The organism is Kribbella sp. NBC_01245 (genome assembly GCF_036226525.1).
In the GTDB taxonomy this organism is placed as follows: domain Bacteria; phylum Actinomycetota; class Actinomycetes; order Propionibacteriales; family Kribbellaceae; genus Kribbella.
On record NZ_CP108487.1, the window covers coordinates 7,924,729 to 7,942,857 of the forward strand.

Consider the following 18,129-nt stretch of genomic DNA (forward strand, 5'->3'; position numbering starts at 1 on the left):
GATCGGTCAACGCGCCCACCCTCAGCCACAGTGTTACCCCCACACCGGCCCCCGTCGAGACGAGTGACGACGCGGTCCGAGCGGGCAAGTGGGAATAGAGGGTCCGCTATTCCCACTTATGCTTACTAAGTGGGAATAGCGGCTACCCTGTTTTCATGAAAGATGGCCTCTTCGAGCCGTCCCGGCGCCTCCGTGCCGGGTCGCCGGACCCGTCCGATCCAGGCGAGCTCACCGGCCGGCTCGACATTCCACCGCACCTTGCCCACAAGGTCGCTTGGCATCAGGTGACCCGTGGCGGCTCGATCGAGGACCGGAAGGTGCGCAGTGTCGTCACGTCGATCCCACCAGACATCGACGCGCTCTCGTTGGCGATCCCCGGCGAGCTCACCTCGGAATGTGACGACGCGGTCCGAGCTATCGCGGCGCTGGATGCCACCCGTGGCGAACATCTCCGCCCGCTCGCGACGCTCCTGCTCCGCGCCGAGTCTGTGGCGTCGTCAAAGATCGAGCACGAAGAGGCCACGGTCGAGGACTACGCCCGGGCTCTGCACGGCATCAAGTCGAACGCGTCGGCCACTTCCATGGTGGCAGCGGGTGGAGCAATGGATCGGCTTCTCGGCGGACCTATCGACGCAGAGGGAATCACCAGCGCCCATGCTCAGCTAATGGCTGAGGACCTTCACGAGGCCAGGTATGCCGGGCGATGGCGCGAGGTGCAGAACTGGATCGGTGGATCCGATTTCTCGCCGCGCGGCGCTTTGTACGTGCCGCCGCCGGCCGAGTTGGTCGAGGAAAAGATGGCGGACCTCATCCGCTTCTCGAACCGGACCGACGTGCCGGTGATCGCACAGGCCGCAGTCGCTCACGCGCAGTTCGAGTCGATCCACCCCTTCACTGACGGCAACGGCCGGATCGGCCGCGCCCTCGCCGCCACGATCATTCGTTATCGCGGCGTAGCCCGGAACATCGTCGTGCCCATTGCTTCAGCGTTGGTCGCTCAGCGGGACCGCTACTTCGATTCCCTCAACGCCTACCGTCGCGGCGATGGCGCCTCCATCGTCGACGCCTTTGCTCGGTCAGCTTTGATCGCCGCCGAGGAAGCCAACACCACGGCAGATCGCCTGGCTGTCATGCCGGAACAATGGCACGACCAGGTCGGCCACCCCCGCCGGTCCAGCGCGACCGCGTTGGTCATCGCGAGCCTCGCGACCGAGCCGATCTTCACCGCCGGCGACCTAGAGCGCCGCCTCGGCATCTCGACGACATCGGCCTATCGCGCGATCGAACGGTTGAGCGCGGCGGAGGTCGTTCGACCCCTGACGAACCGCAAGCGGGATCAGGTGTGGGGCGCGGGAAGTCTGCTGGCCGAGCTGGATGACCTCGGAGTGCGGATTGCGATGCGCGCCCGCACGGACTGGTAGCTGGCAGCATCTTCCGCCCCAAGTCCTGTCCTCGCTAGTAAGCGTCGGCGTTCGGTGTTCGGTCAGGACCGAACACCGAACGTTGACATGAGGTCGGGCAGGGCGCTTAGGTCTGGGATGTGGTGGGTTGGTAGGTGGTTGTCGGGGGCGTCGCGGAAGGCCGCCGCGCCGGGGTAGTGGGCGTTGGTGACCAGGATTGGGGTTAGGCCGGCTTGGGCGGAGCCGTAAATCTCACGTCCGCCGCCGTCGCCGACGTACCAGCAGTCCTCCCGGGACAGACCCAGTCGGTCGACGGCAGTGGTGAACATTCGCGCATCCGGCTTGCGATAGCCCTGTTCCCAGGAGAAGACGGCCTCATCGAGCAGAGGCGCCAGCGGGTGGTGCGGCCACAGTTCGACCAGTTCGCTGCTGCAGTCGGAGACCAGCGCCGTACGGAGACCGCGCGCCCGGACCCACGAGAGGACGTCGTACGCCTTGGGGTGTGGGCGTTGCACGAGAGCGGCGTTCGCCAGTTGCAGTACGACGGCCTCGGCGAGGTTCTCCGGACTCGGGCTGCCGCCACAGCGTGCGGCGACTTCCGCGAGGGTGGCGTTGGTGTCGCCCAGGCGTCCGGTGATTCGGTCCGCGAAACTGGCGGACATCTCGGTCCAGAACTTCGCCGGGTCGACGCCGAGGACCTGGCCTGTGGCGCGGTAGAGCTCCTCGCGGCCGGATTCGGCGCTCGGGTCGCTCAGGGTGCCGAAGAAGTCGAAGACGACGGCTTTCACGAAACGAGGTTCAGGGTGTAGGTGAGGCCGGGGGTGCCGCTTAGGGTGGTTTCGCCGGTGGGGGTGAAGCCTAGGCGGGTTAGGACGGCCTGGGAGGCGGTGTTGGTGACGGTGGTGCCGGCGCGGAGTGAGGTCAGGCCGTAGTCGCGGACGGCCAGGTCGCAGAGAGAGCGGACTGTGGTCGTCGCGAGGCCTTTGCCGGTGGCCTTTTCGGCTAGGCGGAAGCCGAGTTCGGCAGAGCCGTCTGCGAGGTCTACCAGGTTGAAGCGGCCGATGATCTCGTCGGCTTCCACCAGCACATGGAACTGGCATACGCCCGTGGCCTGCTCAGCGAGAAGGGCAGCGAGCCGTACGTCGAACTCGGCGAAGTACGCATCGCCGCGGTCGGGGACGGTCTTGGCGAAGTACGCCCGGTTCTCCCGTTCGAAGGCGAGCACGGCCGGGCCATGGTCTAGTCGGAGGCGTTGCAACTCAGGCATGGGTAAACCGTATGTGGAGCCGCAACCGAGTTAGTTGACCTTGAACTCGCCCAGTTCGGACCAGGTGTCTTGGGGGAGCTTGAAGTTGACGATGCGCGGGGTGGCGGCGAGGTATTGGGGGAGTTCCTGCTGGGCGGTCTTGAAGTGCTCGGACGTGACGTGGGCGACGGCGGCCTCGTCGTCGCGGAAGGCCTCGACGATGACGTACTCGTTCGGGTCGTCGACACTGCGCGACCACTCGAACCACAGGCAGCCGGGCTCGGACCGGGTGCCTTCGGTGAACGAGGCGGCGAGCGCCGGCCAGTCGTCGGCATGCTCGGGCTTGAGGGGGAACTTGGCCGTAATGAAGATCATTCGAACCAGGTTAGGGGAATCGCGCAGCCCAGGTCTCCCGAGGCAGTTCGGCGGACAGGATCATCGTCGACAACGTCCGGTACCACCCGGCGAGTAGAAGTAGTTCCAGCACTTGGGCCTCGGTGTAGACGGCTCTGAGCGCAGTAAGCGTTGCAGGGGTCAAAGCCGGTTGGGGCGACAGCAGTTCGTCTACGGCATCTACTAGTAGCCGGTCGTGACCGTCGAAGGCTGTGGCCTCCTCGGACGCCAATGCGTCCAGGAATTCTGGCGAGAGTCCGACGACCGGTCCGTAGATGACCGCGTGGATACCCCATTCGTATTCCGCGCCGGACCGGGCCGTCGTACGGCAGATCACGATCTCGCGGTCCCGAGCCGGCAGCAGGCCCTTGTTGAGCAGGCCTGACGCCATTGGGCGGACCCGGTCGGCCAGGTCGCGGTGGACGGCCAGCAGGCGGAACAGCCTTAGCGGCTCGAACCCGCTACCCGGCGGCATCAGCTTCGCCAGCAGCGCTTCCGTGTCGGGGTCGTACGGCGGTGCAAGTGGCGACAGTAGGTCAGACAAGGCGGCCTCCTCCATAAACGTGATACGGAAAACGTAGCGCTACGCTTCCAGTAGCACAAGGAGGAAAAATATGGTGAGACCAGGCAAGCCGGTCAGGGGATCGACCACTGGTCGGCCGATCATGGCGGCCCTGGATCTCCTGGGCCGCCGGTGGACTCTGCGGATCCTCTGGGAGCTGCAAGGTGGTCCGGTCGGATTCCGTGCGCTCCAGCAACGGTGTGGCGACTTATCGCCGACTGTGCTGAACACCAGACTCGGTGAGCTGCGTGAGGCCGGGATTGTCGAGCAGGACGACTCGAAGGCTCACCAGCTCACGCCACTCGGCAGAGACCTCTACGAAGCTCTGAGCCCGCTCCAAACTTGGGCGAACCGCTGGGCGGAACAAGCCGCAGAGAGTAGTTAGGCGGCTGCTGCCCGGTAGACGGCCGTACGCAGCTTGGCGCGGTCCGGGTAGCCGGCGGAGCGGCCGATCACGTAGACCTCGTGGCTGCTCTTGTGCACCATTCCCGCGACGAACCAGACGGGGTTTCCTTCGGCCAGCATGGTGATGATCATCTGGCGCTCTGTGTTCTCGGACATGCTGACCTCTCCCTGGCTAGTACCGTTTCTTGCTCTTACTGGTACGTCGAAGCAGCCATCCCGTTTTAGACATCAACCGCCGAGGAAATATGCCGACTTCCCAGAATCAGGCTCAAGCTCAGCCAAAACTGCCGTACCGAACAACCGGCACCGACGGGAAGCCCGCCTGGCTGATCACCCGGTACGACGAAGTCCGGCAGGCCCTCGCAGACCCGCGTCTGTCGCTCGACAAGAGCAACGCGCTCCCAGGCATGTACAGCGGGCTATCCCTGCCACCGGCACTAGACGTGAACCTGCTCAACATGGATCCGCCCGACCACACACGGATCCGCAAACTCGTCACTAAAGCCTTCACCGCCGGCCGAGTCGAGCAGCTCCGCGAGCCGATCCACCAGATCGCCAACGACCTATTGGACGACCTAGTCACCAAGGACCACGCAGACCTGGTCGGCGAGTTCGCGGCGCCACTGCCGATCATGGTCATCTGCGACCTGCTCGGGATTCCCGCCGAGGATCGGACCGACTTCCGCGCCTGGACCGACGCGCTGGTGGCACCGGATCCCGCGAAGCCTCAGCAGGCCAAAGAGGCGATCGGCGCGATGATGCGCTTCTACCCGGCCCTGATCGCGCGCAAGCGAGCCGAGCCCGGCGACGACCTGCTGACCGCGATGATCGCCGCCCGCGACGAAGACGATCGGCTGAGCGAAGACGAGCTGACCTCGCTCGCGTTCCTCATCCTGTTCGCCGGTTACGAGAACGTCGTACACCTCATCGGCAACGCGATCCTGGGCTTGCTGGACAACCCGGAGCAGCTGAAGGCGTTGCAGGCCGAGAGGTCGCTGCTACCGGCGGCGATCGAGGAGTTCGCGCGGTACGACGGGCCGGCGCCGCTGGCCGTCCGCCGCTTTCCGCTGAGCGATGTCGAGATCGGTGGCGTGACGATTCCGCAGGGCGAGACCGTGCTGCTCTCGCTCGGCGGGGCGAATCACGACCCGAGCCGATTCGCCGAACCCGAACGCCTCGATCTGCGACGCAACGCGACCGGCCACCTAGCGCTCGGTCACGGCATCCACTACTGCGTTGGTGCACCCCTCGCGCGGCTCGAGACCGAGATGGCACTCGCTGCAGTGCTCGACCGACTGCCCGCACTCGCGCTCGCCGTACCGCGCGACGAGATCCGTTGGCGCCCGTCGATGCGGACGAGGGGATTGCTCGCACTGCCTGTCACCTATGGGAAGAGCGGAAAAACTGAACGCCCCGGTCCGTAGACCGGGGCGTTCAGGTGTGGGTCCCGGGGGGATGGGACGATCCACACTTTGGGGGGGACTTAGAACGTAACCCGGGAAACGGGTCATGTCAGCTGCTGACACCACGATCGAATAGGCACTGTAATGATCTTGCCGCATGCGGCCCCTGCCAGAACCTGCCGCGGCCTACGATCCGGAGCATGGGAATCTTCTCGCGCAAGCCAAAGGTCGACGTGGTGGTCGACCGATCCTGGGATGATCCCGAGCTCGATTCGGCCTTTCAGGCAACGCGAGACGGTGATCTCGAGGCCGGCCGGGCGCTGCTGAAGGCGACCCCGCAATGTACGGATCTGCGCTGCCTGCGGGTCACTGGTCTAGGCCGGGCGGCGGTCGGTCATGGCGAACAGCTCGAGACCCAGTTGATGGAATCGCCACAGGATCCGGACCTGTTGCTCTGGCTCGCGCAGACGAAGGTGTTCGAGGCCTGGGCGGCTCGTCGTCGTCCGATAGCCGAGGCCGCAACGTTCCGCACGCTGCTCGAATCGGCCCGCCTGATTCTGTGGGACGCGGTCGAGGCGGCGCAGGACGACTCGGCGCCCTGGGCGGTGCTGCAATCGGTCGCGCTCGGTCTGGAGGTACCGCTCGAGGACAAGCAGTACGTCTTCAACCAGGGCCTCGTCCGTCAGCCCGACTGCTACGCCGTACACGCCGGCCGGGTCCAAGTGCTCGCGCCGCGTTCGGGCGGCAGCCTCGACGACTTGATCCGGTTCGGCCAGGAGGCGGCCAACAGGGCGAAGCCGGGCCGGGCGCTGAACGCGATCAACGCGCTGGTCCAGGCAGAGCTGAACGCGGACCCGCAGGGACAACACAAGGTGGATCAGTTCAAACCCGCAGTGCTCGCCGCCCGCGCCGCCTGGCTGCAACCCGACCGGCAGGCCGAGCCGTACGACCTCGAAGCCCACAGCGCGTTCGCCTACGTGCTGCGGCTCTACCGTGAGCCGGAGCTCGCGATGGAACACGTCGACGCGATGCAGGGCCGGATCACTACGCAGCCCTGGGGCTACGAAGGCGACGAGTCCGTGGTGTTCAGCGAGGCGTTCGCCAAGGGCATGCGCGTCTGATCACCGACCTGGAGTACGGCGTCCGCGCGCGAGGCCGTCGCGGCGATGAGGCGGGCGTTCGTCTCGTCGCTGCCCATCGTCCGCTCGTGCGCCTGCTCCGGCGTACGGCCGAATCGGCGATGTCTGGCCTCGAGCCGTCGATGGCGTTCGGCCTCGTCGAGATCGACATACCAGCACTCGTCGAGCAAGGGCCGAACCGTTGCCCAGGGCCCCTTTTCGTACAGCAGGTAGTTCCCTTCGGTCACCACCAGCGTCACGTCGGGCCCGATCGGGATACTCGCCGCGATCGGATCCTCCAGCCCCCGGTCGAACCGTGGCGCCCACACCACCGAGTCGTCCGGATCGCGCAGGCGCCGCAGCAGAGCGACGTACCCACTGGCGTCGAAGGTCTGCGGCGCGCCCTTGACCGGCCCGAGACCGCGCTCGTCCAAGGCGGCCTGCGACAGGTGGAACCCGTCCATCGGCACCAGTGCCACCTTGTGCCCGAGGATGGTCAGGTCGCGCACCAGCTCCTCGGCGTACGTCGATTTGCCGGCGCCGGGTGATCCGGTGATGCCGAGAATCGCCCGGCCGCGGGTCAGTCCGACCGCCCGCGGAAACGCCGTGGACAGGTCGAGTCGCAAGGTCATCGCAGAGCCGCCTCGGAGTAGGTCAACGCGTAGCCGCCTCTCAACGGGTAGCCGCCTCGGGATGGGTTGATCCGGCCGATCGGCAGCCGCAGCTTTCGCGGTGCTCGATCTCGGCAGGCAGTCTCTCAGTACGGCGCGGCGCGAACGGATCGGCCAGTCGCCGGAGCAGCAACTGCACCGCCCGCGCGCCCATCGCGTGGAACGGCTGGGCCACCGCGGTGAGCGCGGGCGAGATCGCCGACGCCCACTCGAAGTCGTCGAACGTGACCAGCGCGAGGTCCGCCGGAATCCGCAGGCCCGTCTCCTTGAGCGCGAGCAACGCGCCGATCGTCATCGCGTTGTTCGCGCTGAAGATCGCGGTCGGTGGGACCGGTTGCCGCAGCAGCGATCGCACGCCGGCCCGGCCGCCGTCGACCGTGGACTGCGCCGAGACGACCAGCCGGTCATCGCGGGGAATCCCCGAATGCTCCAGCGCCCGGGCATACCCGTTGATGCGTTCGCTGGTGGTCGACAGACCGGCCAGACCCGCGAGCATGCCGATCCGGCGATGGCCCGTCTCGATCAGATGGTCGACCAGGGCGAAGGAGACGGACTCGTTCTCCGTACCGACTTGGTCGCACCGCACATCGCTCATCCGGTCGACCAGCACGAACGGCGTCTGGTGTTTCCGCAAGGCCGGCAAGGTCGCCGCCTCCCAGCCGGCCGTCGGCGCGAGGATGACCGCCTCCACGTTGTGCGAGAGCAGCGTGGTGACCGCGTTCGCCTCGAGCGCGGAATCGTCGTGGGTGTCGCAGAGCAACAACGCGAACCCGGCCCGGCTCGCCTCGGACTCGACGCCCGCGATCAGATCGCCGAAGTACGGGTTGGAGGCGCCGGTGATGGCGAGCCCGATGGCCCGGCCGGACGACTTCGCGGTGACCGGCGCGGGTGGTGCGTAATCCAGCGACGCGAGCGCCTCCCGGACCCGCTCACGCGTCGCGGGTGCGACGTACCGGGTGCCGTTGACGACATGCGAAACGGTGGTGATGGACACGCCTGCGAGGCCGGCCACATCGGCCAGCCGAGCTCGCCGGCGTGGATCGGTCATGAGTGGAGGATGCCCAGCCCGGACGAATTGCGCAACGGTTTGCGCAAATCCTTCCGCGACCCCGCCGCCGTTCCTAGCGTTGCACCGATACACGGCTCATCTCTCTGGAGGTCCCACCCATGAAACGGTCCAGCATCGTGGCGTCGGCGCTCGTCTGCGCCGGAGCGCTCGCGCTGAGCGCCTGTACGACGACCAAGACCTCGGGGCCCGGGTCGGCGTCGGATACCGCTGACAGCGGTCCGGTGAAGATCGGCCTGGTCACCAAGACCGAGTCCAACCCGTACTTCGTGAAGTTGCGCGAGTCGGCGAAGGCCGCGGCCGAGGCCAAGGGCGCGACCCTGATCGCGCTGGCCGGGAAGTTCGACGGCGACAACGAGGGTCAGGTCACCGCCATCCAGAACCTCGTACAGCAAGGCGTCAAGGGCATCCTGATCACCCCGAGCAACTCCGCCGGTGTGATCGGTGCGGTCAAGCAGGCGGAGTCGCAGGGTGTACTGGTGATCGCCCTCGACACCGCGACCGTGCCCGCCGACGCCGTCTCCGCGACGTATGCGACCGACAACGAGCAGGCCGGCCGGCTGCTCGGCGCGTACGTGAAGGCGCGCCTCGGATCCACTCCGCCGCAGCTGCTGATGATGGACCTCGACCCGAGCGCGTCGGTCGGTATCGCCCGGCACAACGGTTTCCTCGAGGGCATGGGTCTGCCGCTGAAGACGCCGGCCGTGATCGGCAGTGCGCTGACCCAGGGCGACCAGACCAAGGCCCAGCAGGCGATGGAGAACCTCTTGCAGCGTGCCGGTAGCCAGGTCAACGCCGTCTACAACATCAACGAGCCGGCCGCGCGTGGTGCGTACCAGGCCCTGAAGGAGCGCGCTCTGACCGGCAAGGTGCTGGTCGGCGCGATCGACGGTGGCTGCCAGGGTGTGCAGGACGTCAAGAACGGGTTGTTCGTCGCGACCGTGATGCAGTTCCCGAAGAAGATGTCCGAGGACGGCGTCACCGCGGTGATCGACTACGCCAAGACGGGCAAGAAGCCGTCCGGATTCGTCGACACCGGCGCCACCTTGATCACCGACAAGCCGGTCGCCGGGCAGGAGTCGAAGGACACCACCTGGGGCGCGCAGAACTGCTGGGGCTGATATGTCGACAGCTTTGGCTCTGGATACGACGCGAGGAGATCGGGCCCGGGCGCTGTTCGCCCGGAACCCGGTCCTCGGGCCGACCGCGGCACTGGTGGTCGCGATCGTGTTCTTCTCGTTCGCGACCAGCACGTTCGCGAGTGTCGACAACTTCTCGATCATCATTCAGCAGTCGGTCGTCGTCGGCACGCTGGCACTCGGTCAGACCCTGGTGATCCTGACGGGCGGTATCGACCTGGCCAACGCGGCCATCGCCGTCTTCGGCACCGTGCTGATGACCAGGCTGGTGACCGGCGATCTGCCCGGGCCGGTCGGCCTGTTCGCGGGCCTGATCGGCTGTGCGGTGGTGGCGACGCTGTCCGGTCTGCTGGTCAGCCGGATCAAGTTGCCGCCGTTCATCGTCACGCTTGGCATGCTCGCGGTGATGACGGCCGTGACCAGCCTGTACAGCCAGGGCACCACGTGGCCTGTGCCGGACGGACTGCTCACTTGGCTCGGCACCTCGCTCTACCTGTTCGGCCGGGTCCAGTTCACGATGGGCATGGTGCTCGCGGCCATGCTGTTCGTGCTGCTCTGGTTCGTGCTCGCTAAGACCGCGTGGGGCCGTCATGTGTACGCCGTCGGTAACGAGCCCGAGGCCGCGCGGCTGACGGGTATCCACATCGACCGCACCCTGATCAGCGTGTACGCCGTGGCCGGCGTCGTCTACGCGTTCGCGGCCTGGATGGCCCTCGGACGTACGCCGACCGCCGATCCGAACGCGTACCAGACGGGCAATCTCGACAGCATCACCGCCGTGGTCATCGGTGGCACCAGCCTGTTCGGTGGGCGCGGTGGTGTGGTCGGCACGGTCGTCGGCGCGCTGATCGTGGCAGTGCTGCGCAGCGGGTTGACGCAGATGGGTATCGATTCGAACTACCAGAACCTCGCTACCGGCGTACTGGTGATCGCGGCCGTTGCCTTCGACCAGGCGACGCGAAGGAGGAGCGCATGAGCACGGTTCTGAGCGCGCGCGGTCTGGTCAAGCGGTACGGATTCGTCACCGCGCTGGACGGATCCGACTTCGACCTCGAAGCGGGCGAGGTGCTCGCGGTCGTCGGGGACAACGGCGCCGGCAAGTCGACCCTGATCAAGGCGTTGACCGGCGCGCTGATCCCGGACGCGGGCACGATCCAGCTCGACGGCCAGGAGATCCACTTCCATTCGCCGCTGGACGCGCGGAAGGCCGGGATCGAGACCGTCTACCAAACGCTGGCGGTCGCGCCGGCCCTCGATATCGCGACCAACCTGTTCCTCGGCCGGGAGATCCGCCGCGAGGGCCTGTTCGGGATGTTGCGGGTGCTGGACAAGAAGGCGATGCGGACCGAGGCGCGCAACCAGCTCGACTCGCTCGGTATCGCCACCATCCAGGACATCACCCAGACGGTCGAGACGTTGTCCGGTGGTCAGCGCCAGGCGGTCGCCGTCGCGCGGGCAGCCATGTTCGGCAGCAAGGTCGTGATCATGGACGAGCCGACCGCGGCCCTGGGCGTGCGCGAGACGGCGCAGGTGCTGGAGTTGATCAAGCGGATCAGCAATCGCGGCCTGCCGGTGGTCCTGATCAGCCACGACATGCCCGCCGTGTTCGAGGTGGCTGACCGGATCCACGTGCACCGCCTCGGCAAGCGCACCGGCATCGTCAAACCCGGCGACGTCTCGATGAGCGACGTCGTCTCCTTCATCACCGGCGCCACCCCGATCCCCGTTTGATCGATTGACATTCGATAGGAACTGAGCGACTCTCGATGTATGCTTACCGTGCATCGAGTGGTGCTGCCGCTCCGCGTTTTCCTGGTCGTGCTGTTCGGGGTGCTGGTCATGCTCCAGACCTTCTCGCTCCCCGGGCAGTTCGCCCACATGGCCGAGGAGTCGCCGGACATGGCTTACCTCAGGTGGCCGGCGACTGCCGTGTCCGTGTTCTGGGTGCTGTGCGCTCAGGTGGTGGTCGTGTCCACCTGGAAGTTGCTCTCGCTGGTCAAGAGCAACCGGATCTTCAGCGACGTGTCGATGAAGTGGGTGGACGCGATCGTGTGGGCGATCACCGCAGCCTGGGTGGTGCTGCTGGGCGTCTTTCTCTATGTCGGCTTCAACGCGTCGGATCCCGGGCTGCCGCTCTTGCTGTTCTTGTGGTTGGTCGGTGTCGCCGTGATCGGTCTCTTGATCGTGGTGCTGCGCGCCTTGCTGCGCCAGGCCACGACCCTGCAGACCGACATGGAAGCGGTGATCTGATGCCCATCGTGGTCCGGATCGATGTCGAGCTGGCCAAGCGCAAGATGAGTGTGGGCGACTTCGCCGAGCGGGTCGGCCTCACGCCGGCGAACGTGGCGGTGCTGAAGAACGGCCGGGCCAAAGCCGTTCGATTCAGCACTTTGGAGGCGATGTGCCGCGTGCTCGAGTGCCAGCCCGGCGACCTACTCGAGTGGGTCGACGAGGACTAGTTGCGGGTGCGGTGGCGGTAGAGGGTGGTGGCCAGTAGGAAGGAGGCGAGTAGGAGGGCGACGCACCAGGTCAGGGCGGTCCAGCCGCGAGTGCCGCGGGCGTCGGTCAGCAGCGACCGGACGGTCTCGATGACCGGCGTGATCGGCTGGTTCTCGCTGATGCCGCGCAGGAAGGACGGCATCGTGTTGGTCGGGACGAACGCGCTGCTCAGATACGGCAGGAAGAGCATCGCGAAGCTGAGCACGCTGGCTGATTCGACCGATCGCGCGATCACGCCGAGGCCGGCCGCGAGCCAGGACAGCGCGAGCACGTACAACAACAGCAGGCCCGCCGTCAGGATCCAGTCGAGCAGACTCGCGCTCGGCCGGAAACCCATCGCGATCGCGGCACCGATCACGATCGTGGTGGAGATGGCATTGCGGACCACGCTCGCGGTGACATGGCCGGTCAGTACGGCGAACGAGCGGATCGGCAGGGACCGAAGCCGGTCGATCATGCCCTTGTTCATGTCGTCCGCGACGGCCATCGCGGTCGACGCCGCGCCGTACCCGACGCAGAGCAGGATGATGCCGGGCACCACGTAGTTGATGTACGCCGTACCGGTGTCGATCGCGCCGCCGAAGACGTACACGAAAAGGGCCATCATGAGCAGCGGCAGCACCACTGACATCACCATCGTGTCGGCGTTGCGCCGGTTCAGCCGGATGCTGCGGCCGATCATCGTCAGGCTGTCGGTGACGGCGTTGATCGGGCGGTCGTGGTTGATCGTGCTCATGCGCTTACCTTCGCTTTGCTGGTCATGCTGAAGAAGACGTCGTCGAGGGTGGGGCGATGGGCCGAGACCCGATCGACTTCGATGCCAGCGGCAACGAATTCGCCGAGGATCTGGTGCAACTCCGCCGCCGTACCGTCCGTAGCCAGGCCGAGTTCGAGGTCGGCCAGGCGCTGAGCGTCCGGCCGGATCAGCGCGGCCTTCTCGAGTTGTTCCGGCTCCTGGAAATGCAAGGTCAATCGCTCGCCACCGACCTGGGCCTTGAGCGCGTCGGCGGTGCCGGCGGCCACGATCCGGCCGTGGTCGAGCAGCACGATCCGGTCCGCGAGGCGGTCGGCCTCCTCCAGGTATTGCGTGGTGAGCACGATGGTCGTACCGGCCCGGATGAGATCCCGGATGGCGTCCCACATCGTCGTACGGCTGACCGGATCGAGGCCCGTCGTCGGTTCGTCCAGGAATATCACCCGCGGCTGCGCGACCAGGCTCATGGCCAGATCGAGCCGCCGTTGCATACCTCCGGAGTACGTCGCGACGCGGCGGTCCATCGCGTCGGTCAGGTCGAACCGTTCCAGCAGGTCGAGCGCGCGCCGACGGGCGGCGGCCCGGCCGACGTGCATCAGCTGGCCGACCATGATCAGGTTCTCCCGGCCGGTCTGCTGGTCGTCGACCGCCGCGAACTGCCCGGTCAGACTGATCACCCCGCGGACCTTGGCGGGCTCCCGGTGTACGTCGAACCCGGCGACTTCGGCGCGGCCACCGTCCGCGCGGGTGAGTGTGGTCAGGATCCGCACGGTGGTGGTCTTGCCCGCGCCATTCGGCCCGAGCAGCGCCAGCACCGAACCTTCGGCCACCTCGAGATCCAGTCCTTCCAGCACCACGGTTGATCCGTAGGCCTTCCGGAGCCCTTCTGTCACGACGATCATGCTCTCCCCATCCCTTACTGCGTATGAGCTACGCTTTATAGCGTAGGCGCTACGCAGTAAGGAGCGCAAGCGGTAGTTCTCAGGGGGCCGTGGCCGACTTCCTAGACTGTGGCCGACGAGAGGTGCTGGATGACTGACGAAGCGGGCATGCTGCCGCAGGCCGAACTCCTGTGGGGGCTGCGCGATGGGCCGAGGCGTGGGCCGAAGCCGTCCTTGACCATCGAGGACATCACCCGGGCCGCGATCGCGATCGCCGATGCCGAAGGCCTGGCCGCGGTGTCGATGGCCCGGGTGGCGGCGGACCTCGGCAACTCGACGATGGCGCTCTACCGATACGTGAAGAGCAAGGACGAACTGCTCGCGCTGATGTCCGACGCAGCCCTGGAGCTACCGCCCGAGCCACCGCCCGGCCAGGAATGGCGCGAAGGCCTGACCCAATGGGCGCACAACGTGCTGACCGCCATCTACCGACACCCCTGGTATGCCCGGCTCCCGATCACCGCGCCGCCGATCGGCCCGCACAACCTCGCGTGGTTCGACAAGGCACTGGGCGCGCTCGGTGACACGGGTCTGAGCGAGCCGGACAAGGTCGGCGTTGTGATGGGACTGCTGACCCACGTGCACGGCGAGATCCGGCTCGGCCTCGAGCTCGCGCAGGGGTTCGCGGAGAATCCCGAGGCCTTCAGCTCTCAGTACGGCCAGGTCCTCGCACGCGTGGTCGATCCACGGAAGATGCCGGCCTTGTATGCGGTGATCGCGGCCGGCGTCTTCGAAGACGAGGTGCTGTACGACGAGGAGGAGCAGGCGGCCGAATTCGCCTTCAGCCTGAGCCTCTACCTCGACGGAGTGGAAGCCTTCATCGCCCGCCGCACGTCTTAGCGCCCTGCGCCGGAAGTTCTTCGGCGCTTGCGCACTACTCCTCGGGTGGGACCTCGGCGCCTTCCTTTTCGTCGCGGTCGGCCCATTCGAGCAGGGTGTCGAGGGAGTACGCCGAGTCGTCGATGGTGGCGTGCAGGTCGCCGAGCTCCGCGAACCGGGCCGGGACCGTCTCGATGGTGAAGGCCTTCGGGTCCACGTCGTCGACCTCGTCCCACCGGATCGGCGTCGAGACCGTCGCCTCGGGATTGCCGCGAACCGAGTAGGCGCTCGCGATCGTGTGGTCCCGGGCGTTCTGGTTGTAGTCGACGAAGAGCTTGGCCGGGTCCCGGTCCTTGCGCCACCACGTCGTCGTGACGTCATCGGGCGCGCGCCGCTCGACCTCGCGCGCGAAGGCCAGGGCGGCGCGTCGTACGTCGGAGAAGCCGTGCTCGGGTTTGATCCGGACGTAGACGTGCAGGCCGGAACCGCCCGAGGTCTTCGGATAGCCGGTGGCGCCGAGGTCGTCGAGCACCTCCTTGGCGACGCGGGCGACGCGCCGGACCCGGTCGAATGGGCAGTCGGGCATCGGGTCCAGGTCGATCCGCCACTCGTCGGGCTTCTCGGTATCGGCCTTGCGCGAGTTCCACGGGTGGAACTCGACGGTCGACATCTGCACCGCCCAGGCGACGTGCGCCACCTCGGTCACGCAGAGCTCGTCGGCGGTCCGGTTGTACCGCGGGAAGTGGACGCGGACCGTCTCCATCCACGGTGGTGCGCCCTGGGGCAGGCGTTTCTGGTGCACCTTCTCCCCGCTGACGCCCTCGGGGAATCGGTGCAGCATGCACGGGCGCTCGCGCAGCGCACGGACGATGCCGTCGCCCACGGACAGGTAGTAGTTGACCAGGTCGAGCTTGGTCTCGCCCCGGGCCGGGAAGTAGACCCGGTCCGGGTTCGAGATCCGCACGGTCCGGTCGCCGATCTCCAGCTCCACCGCCGGGGTCTTGCCCTTGGACGTCGCCATGCCCCTGAGACTAGCCGGACCCGTCGACAGTCCCCGGCTTCAGGCGAGGCGCGTCAGCCAGTTGCGGGTGTCCTCGGTCCGGCCGTATTGCAGGTCGAGCAGGGTACGGCGGATTTCCGCGGTGACCGGGCCGACGCCGTCGTTGACGTCGTGGTCGCCGATGACCTGGTCGCCGCCTTCCCAGACCAGCCGGCCGACCGGAGTGACCGCGGCCGCCGTGCCGCAGGCGAACACCTCGGTGATCTCGCCACTGGCCACACCGTCGCGCCACTCGTCGATGCTCATCCGGCGCTCTTCCACCTTGTGGCCGAGGTCGGCGGCGAGCTCGATCACCGAGGCGCGGGTGATACCGGCGAGGATCGTGCCGGACAGCTCCGGGGTGACGATCCGGCCGTCCTTGTGCACGAAGAAGAGCAGCATGCTGCCGATCTCCTCCAGCCATTGGCGCTCGACCGCGTCGAGGAAGACGACCTGCTCGCAGCCGTTGGCGACGGCCTCGACCTGGGCGGCGAGGCTGGCGGCGTAGTTGCCACCGGTCTTGGCCTCGCCCGTGCCGCCCGGAGAGGCGCGGGTGTAGCGGGTCGAGAGCCAGATGGAGACCGGCTTCAGCCCGGACTGGAAGTACGCCCCGGCGGGGGAGGCGATCACGCCGTACAACACCTCGCGGGAAGGCCGGACGCTCAGGCTGGCCTCGGTCGCGATCATGTACGGCCGGAGGTAAAGGCTGGACTCGCCGCCGGTCGGCACCCATCGCTTGTCGACACCGACCAGCGCCTGCAGCGACGCGACGAACTCGTCCTCGGGGAGCTCGGGTAGTGCCAGTCGCCTGGCGCTACCCGTGAAACGTGCGGCGTTGTCCTGCGGGCGGAAGGCCCAGACCGAGCCGTCCGCGTGCCGGAACGCCTTGAGGCCCTCGAAGATCTCCTGCGCGTAGTGCAACACCGCTGCCGCCGGGGAGACCTTGAGTGGGGCGAACGCCGTTACGCGCGGGTCATGCCAGCCGAGGTCGGCCGACCAGTTCGCGAGCACCATGTGATCGGTGAAGGCCTGCCCGAAGCCGGGGGCGGCCAGGATCGCCTCCCGGGCTTCTTCGGCGGCCGGATCGGCCCGCAACTCGACCTCGAACTTCCACGCGTCTGGCACTGCTACTCCCGGCTCTGCTGATCACTGCTGATCTCTGATGTCCTGGCACGTTACCGCCGGAACTGGTGTCTCCCTACTCAACGGCCAAGGTGTGGTCGGGTCACCAGCAGCTCCCGGTAATCCCGCACCACGGACTTCGCGAGATCTCCCGGCTGGACACTGGCCAGCACCTGGCCCGCTACGACGTACAACCTCTCGTTGTGGCAGTGCGCGGGTAGCTCCAGCAGAACACGCATTGCGAACCCCAGGCCGGTCAGCTCGCCATAGCCGACCAGGCCGGCCGCACGATGCAGCTGAACCATGGCGAGCTCACCGCACAGCTCTGCCGGGTAGAGCGCGAAGGCGCGGTCCTGGGCGTCGAAGGCCGCCAGGTAATCGCCCAAGGTGGTGAACACCAAGCTCTCGGCATGACGCAGCCTGTACTCCGGCCAGCCGAACAGTGAACCCTCATCCGGCGTCTGCACCACCTCTGCCAACTGCGCGAGCGTCTGCCGCGCCTCGGCCCCGCGGCCCAGCTGTGCGAGCGCTTGCGCCTTCCCCACCAGCACGCCGGCACCGCTCGCTTGGACCGGCCCGCGGGCTTGTGCGAGCGCCTCCTCGCTCAGCCGCAGCAGCTCGGCGGCGGATCTGCGCTCGGACCAGCCGCTCAGGATCTCCCAGGCGCGCGGCAGCAGGCGTAGCTCGGGATCGCCGGTGTGGTCCGCGCTGTGGTCTGCGGTGGCCCGGGCGGTCCGCCACCAGCGCCGGGCCTCCCGAACTCGCCCGAGCCCGGCCAGCGTCCACGCCATCACCACCGTCAGCCGGGTGGCCGGATCCGCCAGGGCGGCCGGGCTGCTCGAGTCGGTGGCGACGGTCTGACGCAGTAGCTCCAGATCCGCCGTCAGCTCGGTCAGCAGCACGGCCGGGTCGGTGCTGAAGACGTCCTGCCCGTACGCCGCGGCGACGGCCTGCCACTCCTGCACGCCGGGCACCTGGGTGAAGGAGAAGGTCAGCCCGTGCCGCGTCGATTCCAGACTCGGCGCCGCCGTCGGCTCCGTCTCGACCTTGCCGCCGGTGGCCGGCGCGGGGCTCGGCGGGTGGGCCTGCTGGTAGGCGGTGGTGAGCTCGCCGCCGGTGGCCAGCCGCTGATCGCACAGCGTCGCCAGGTGCGCCGATCCGGGCCGCAGGCCGCGCTCGACCTGAGACAGATAGCTGTGGTCATAACCGACCTGGCCCGCGAGCTGCCGCAGGCTCAGCCCGGCCGCCTGCCGGCATCGCCGCAGGCGCCCGCCGAACGTGGACTCCGTCAGGGAATCCGTGCTGGGAATCGTCACAGGAACCTCCGCACACTCGAGGACGTGTTGCGCCTGGTGGTTGCGGTGCGCGGTGACGACAGTACAAGCCCCGACCGACAGAACAGGACGTAGTGGAAATCTCCGATATCCCTTGTGGGCTTGAACTCTGTGGGCTGTCGGAACAGCCCACAGATCACGCCTGGTGCCGGTGAAGTGCGCCGGGAAGGCTGGGCGGCATGAAGCGAATCACCGAGTCTGTCAGTCACTTGCCCGCC

At 67.3% G+C, this 18,129-nt stretch carries 22 protein-coding genes; 10 read left to right on the forward strand and 12 right to left on the reverse strand.

The window, feature by feature from the left end; all coding sequences use genetic code 11:
- Window positions 1–155: 155 nt before the first annotated feature.
- Window positions 156–1,421, forward strand: a complete 1,266-nt coding sequence (locus OG394_RS36510) for a Fic family protein (protein WP_328991844.1) — start codon at window positions 156–158, stop codon at window positions 1,419–1,421.
- A 62-nt stretch (window positions 1,422–1,483) separates the two neighbouring features.
- Here the strand turns inward: OG394_RS36510 and OG394_RS36515 are convergent, their stop codons facing one another.
- The 4 genes from OG394_RS36515 to OG394_RS36530 are packed head-to-tail and all read right to left on the reverse strand — an operon-like array spanning window position 1,484 to window position 3,583.
- Entirely contained in the window at window positions 1,484–2,188 is a 705-nt protein-coding gene (locus tag OG394_RS36515; protein ID WP_328991845.1) for an HAD family hydrolase, read from the reverse strand.
- A complete protein-coding gene (locus OG394_RS36520) occupies window positions 2,185–2,667 on the reverse strand; it encodes a GNAT family N-acetyltransferase (protein WP_328991846.1) in 483 nt (160 codons plus the stop codon). Before OG394_RS36520 ends, OG394_RS36515 begins: the two co-directional genes overlap by 4 nt.
- Before the next feature lie 30 nt (window positions 2,668–2,697).
- Window positions 2,698–3,021: a putative quinol monooxygenase gene (locus tag OG394_RS36525; RefSeq protein ID WP_328991847.1), complete on the reverse strand. Its 324-nt coding sequence runs from the start codon at window positions 3,019–3,021 to the stop codon at window positions 2,698–2,700.
- A gap of 10 nt (window positions 3,022–3,031) precedes the next feature.
- Window positions 3,032–3,583: a carboxymuconolactone decarboxylase family protein gene (locus OG394_RS36530; protein ID WP_328991848.1), complete on the reverse strand. Its 552-nt coding sequence runs from the start codon at window positions 3,581–3,583 to the stop codon at window positions 3,032–3,034.
- A 70-nt stretch (window positions 3,584–3,653) separates the two neighbouring features.
- Here OG394_RS36530 and OG394_RS36535 point away from each other — a divergent pair, with 70 nt between their 5' ends.
- Window positions 3,654–3,986 (forward strand): winged helix-turn-helix transcriptional regulator, encoded by a 333-nt coding sequence (locus OG394_RS36535; RefSeq protein ID WP_328991849.1) that lies wholly within the window; start codon window positions 3,654–3,656, stop codon window positions 3,984–3,986.
- On the opposite strand, the gene OG394_RS36540 is transcribed toward OG394_RS36535, so the two are convergent.
- Entirely contained in the window at window positions 3,983–4,162 is a 180-nt protein-coding gene (locus OG394_RS36540; RefSeq protein WP_328991850.1) for a hypothetical protein, read from the reverse strand. The genes OG394_RS36535 and OG394_RS36540 overlap by 4 nt on opposite strands.
- 89 nt (window positions 4,163–4,251) lie before the next feature.
- On the opposite strand from OG394_RS36540, the gene OG394_RS36545 reads away from it, so the two are divergent.
- Together OG394_RS36545 and OG394_RS36550 are read left to right on the forward strand one after the other, a co-directional pair.
- A complete protein-coding gene (locus OG394_RS36545; RefSeq protein ID WP_328991851.1) occupies window positions 4,252–5,430 on the forward strand; it encodes a cytochrome P450 family protein in 1,179 nt (392 codons plus the stop codon).
- Between the two features lie 179 nt (window positions 5,431–5,609).
- Entirely contained in the window at window positions 5,610–6,530 is a 921-nt protein-coding gene (locus OG394_RS36550; RefSeq protein ID WP_328991852.1) for a hypothetical protein, read from the forward strand.
- Here OG394_RS36550 and OG394_RS36555 read toward each other — a convergent pair.
- Window positions 6,470–7,159, reverse strand: a complete 690-nt coding sequence (locus OG394_RS36555; RefSeq protein ID WP_328991854.1) for a nucleoside/nucleotide kinase family protein — start codon at window positions 7,157–7,159, stop codon at window positions 6,470–6,472. The genes OG394_RS36550 and OG394_RS36555 overlap by 61 nt on opposite strands.
- A gap of 40 nt (window positions 7,160–7,199) precedes the next feature.
- Complete coding sequence (locus OG394_RS36560; protein ID WP_328991855.1) at window positions 7,200–8,246, reverse strand: LacI family DNA-binding transcriptional regulator; 1,047 nt, start codon at window positions 8,244–8,246, stop codon at window positions 7,200–7,202.
- Between the two features lie 119 nt (window positions 8,247–8,365).
- Here OG394_RS36560 and OG394_RS36565 point away from each other — a divergent pair, with 119 nt between their 5' ends.
- Genes OG394_RS36565 through OG394_RS36585 form a run of 5 tightly spaced genes read left to right on the forward strand, consistent with a single transcriptional unit; the run spans window position 8,366 to window position 11,862 of the window.
- On the forward strand, window positions 8,366–9,385 hold the full coding sequence (locus OG394_RS36565; protein WP_328991857.1) for a substrate-binding domain-containing protein: 1,020 nt from the start codon (window positions 8,366–8,368) through the stop codon (window positions 9,383–9,385).
- 1 nt (window position 9,386) lies between these two features.
- Window positions 9,387–10,379 carry an ABC transporter permease gene (locus tag OG394_RS36570; RefSeq protein ID WP_328991858.1) on the forward strand — a complete coding sequence of 331 codons (993 nt, stop codon included), beginning with the start codon at window positions 9,387–9,389 and terminating at the stop codon, window positions 10,377–10,379.
- Complete coding sequence (locus OG394_RS36575) at window positions 10,376–11,134, forward strand: ATP-binding cassette domain-containing protein (protein ID WP_328991860.1); 759 nt, start codon at window positions 10,376–10,378, stop codon at window positions 11,132–11,134. Before OG394_RS36570 ends, OG394_RS36575 begins: the two co-directional genes overlap by 4 nt.
- A gap of 39 nt (window positions 11,135–11,173) precedes the next feature.
- Complete coding sequence (locus OG394_RS36580; protein ID WP_328991861.1) at window positions 11,174–11,653, forward strand: DUF2975 domain-containing protein; 480 nt, start codon at window positions 11,174–11,176, stop codon at window positions 11,651–11,653.
- Window positions 11,653–11,862 (forward strand): helix-turn-helix domain-containing protein, encoded by a 210-nt coding sequence (locus tag OG394_RS36585; RefSeq protein WP_328991862.1) that lies wholly within the window; start codon window positions 11,653–11,655, stop codon window positions 11,860–11,862. The genes OG394_RS36580 and OG394_RS36585 overlap by 1 nt, the downstream gene beginning before the upstream one ends.
- Here the strand turns inward: OG394_RS36585 and OG394_RS36590 are convergent.
- Window positions 11,859–12,638: an ABC transporter permease gene (locus tag OG394_RS36590; protein ID WP_328991863.1), complete on the reverse strand. Its 780-nt coding sequence runs from the start codon at window positions 12,636–12,638 to the stop codon at window positions 11,859–11,861. The two genes, OG394_RS36585 and OG394_RS36590, sit on opposite strands and share 4 nt — an antisense overlap.
- Window positions 12,635–13,558, reverse strand: a complete 924-nt coding sequence (locus OG394_RS36595) for an ATP-binding cassette domain-containing protein (RefSeq protein ID WP_328991864.1) — start codon at window positions 13,556–13,558, stop codon at window positions 12,635–12,637. The genes OG394_RS36590 and OG394_RS36595 overlap by 4 nt, the downstream gene beginning before the upstream one ends.
- 129 nt (window positions 13,559–13,687) lie before the next feature.
- Here OG394_RS36595 and OG394_RS36600 point away from each other — a divergent pair, with 129 nt between their 5' ends.
- Window positions 13,688–14,437 (forward strand): TetR/AcrR family transcriptional regulator, encoded by a 750-nt coding sequence (locus tag OG394_RS36600; protein ID WP_328991865.1) that lies wholly within the window; start codon window positions 13,688–13,690, stop codon window positions 14,435–14,437.
- A gap of 34 nt (window positions 14,438–14,471) precedes the next feature.
- On the opposite strand, the gene ligD is transcribed toward OG394_RS36600, so the two are convergent.
- From ligD to OG394_RS36615, 3 genes are all read right to left on the reverse strand, one after another.
- Window positions 14,472–15,437 (reverse strand): non-homologous end-joining DNA ligase, encoded by a 966-nt coding sequence (gene ligD / locus OG394_RS36605; protein ID WP_328991866.1) that lies wholly within the window; start codon window positions 15,435–15,437, stop codon window positions 14,472–14,474.
- 39 nt (window positions 15,438–15,476) lie between these two features.
- A complete protein-coding gene (locus OG394_RS36610; RefSeq protein ID WP_328991867.1) occupies window positions 15,477–16,580 on the reverse strand; it encodes a branched-chain amino acid aminotransferase in 1,104 nt (367 codons plus the stop codon).
- A 77-nt stretch (window positions 16,581–16,657) separates the two neighbouring features.
- Entirely contained in the window at window positions 16,658–17,893 is a 1,236-nt protein-coding gene (locus OG394_RS36615; protein ID WP_328991868.1) for a helix-turn-helix transcriptional regulator, read from the reverse strand.
- Window positions 17,894–18,129: the final 236 nt, after the last annotated feature.

Excerpts from the sequence above, each read along its gene's own strand:
- OG394_RS36510 (WP_328991844.1), top strand. The coding sequence starts at position 156 with ATGAAAGATGGCCTCTTCGAGCCGTCCCGGCGCCTCCGTGCCGGGTCG.
- OG394_RS36520 (WP_328991846.1), bottom strand. The coding sequence starts at position 2,667 with ATGCCTGAGTTGCAACGCCTCCGACTAGACCATGGCCCGGCCGTGCTC.
- OG394_RS36525 (WP_328991847.1), bottom strand. The coding sequence starts at position 3,021 with ATGATCTTCATTACGGCCAAGTTCCCCCTCAAGCCCGAGCATGCCGAC.
- OG394_RS36535 (WP_328991849.1), top strand. The coding sequence starts at position 3,654 with ATGGTGAGACCAGGCAAGCCGGTCAGGGGATCGACCACTGGTCGGCCG.
- OG394_RS36540 (WP_328991850.1), bottom strand. The coding sequence starts at position 4,162 with ATGTCCGAGAACACAGAGCGCCAGATGATCATCACCATGCTGGCCGAA.
- OG394_RS36545 (WP_328991851.1), top strand. The coding sequence starts at position 4,252 with ATGCCGACTTCCCAGAATCAGGCTCAAGCTCAGCCAAAACTGCCGTAC.
- OG394_RS36550 (WP_328991852.1), top strand. The coding sequence starts at position 5,610 with ATGGGAATCTTCTCGCGCAAGCCAAAGGTCGACGTGGTGGTCGACCGA.
- OG394_RS36555 (WP_328991854.1), bottom strand. The coding sequence starts at position 7,159 with ATGACCTTGCGACTCGACCTGTCCACGGCGTTTCCGCGGGCGGTCGGA.
- OG394_RS36560 (WP_328991855.1), bottom strand. The coding sequence starts at position 8,246 with ATGACCGATCCACGCCGGCGAGCTCGGCTGGCCGATGTGGCCGGCCTC.
- OG394_RS36565 (WP_328991857.1), top strand. The coding sequence starts at position 8,366 with ATGAAACGGTCCAGCATCGTGGCGTCGGCGCTCGTCTGCGCCGGAGCG.
- OG394_RS36570 (WP_328991858.1), top strand. The coding sequence starts at position 9,387 with ATGTCGACAGCTTTGGCTCTGGATACGACGCGAGGAGATCGGGCCCGG.
- OG394_RS36575 (WP_328991860.1), top strand. The coding sequence starts at position 10,376 with ATGAGCACGGTTCTGAGCGCGCGCGGTCTGGTCAAGCGGTACGGATTC.
- OG394_RS36580 (WP_328991861.1), top strand. The coding sequence starts at position 11,174 with ATGCTTACCGTGCATCGAGTGGTGCTGCCGCTCCGCGTTTTCCTGGTC.
- OG394_RS36585 (WP_328991862.1), top strand. The coding sequence starts at position 11,653 with ATGCCCATCGTGGTCCGGATCGATGTCGAGCTGGCCAAGCGCAAGATG.
- OG394_RS36590 (WP_328991863.1), bottom strand. The coding sequence starts at position 12,638 with ATGAGCACGATCAACCACGACCGCCCGATCAACGCCGTCACCGACAGC.
- OG394_RS36595 (WP_328991864.1), bottom strand. The coding sequence starts at position 13,558 with ATGATCGTCGTGACAGAAGGGCTCCGGAAGGCCTACGGATCAACCGTG.
- OG394_RS36600 (WP_328991865.1), top strand. The coding sequence starts at position 13,688 with ATGACTGACGAAGCGGGCATGCTGCCGCAGGCCGAACTCCTGTGGGGG.
- ligD (WP_328991866.1), bottom strand. The coding sequence starts at position 15,437 with ATGGCGACGTCCAAGGGCAAGACCCCGGCGGTGGAGCTGGAGATCGGC.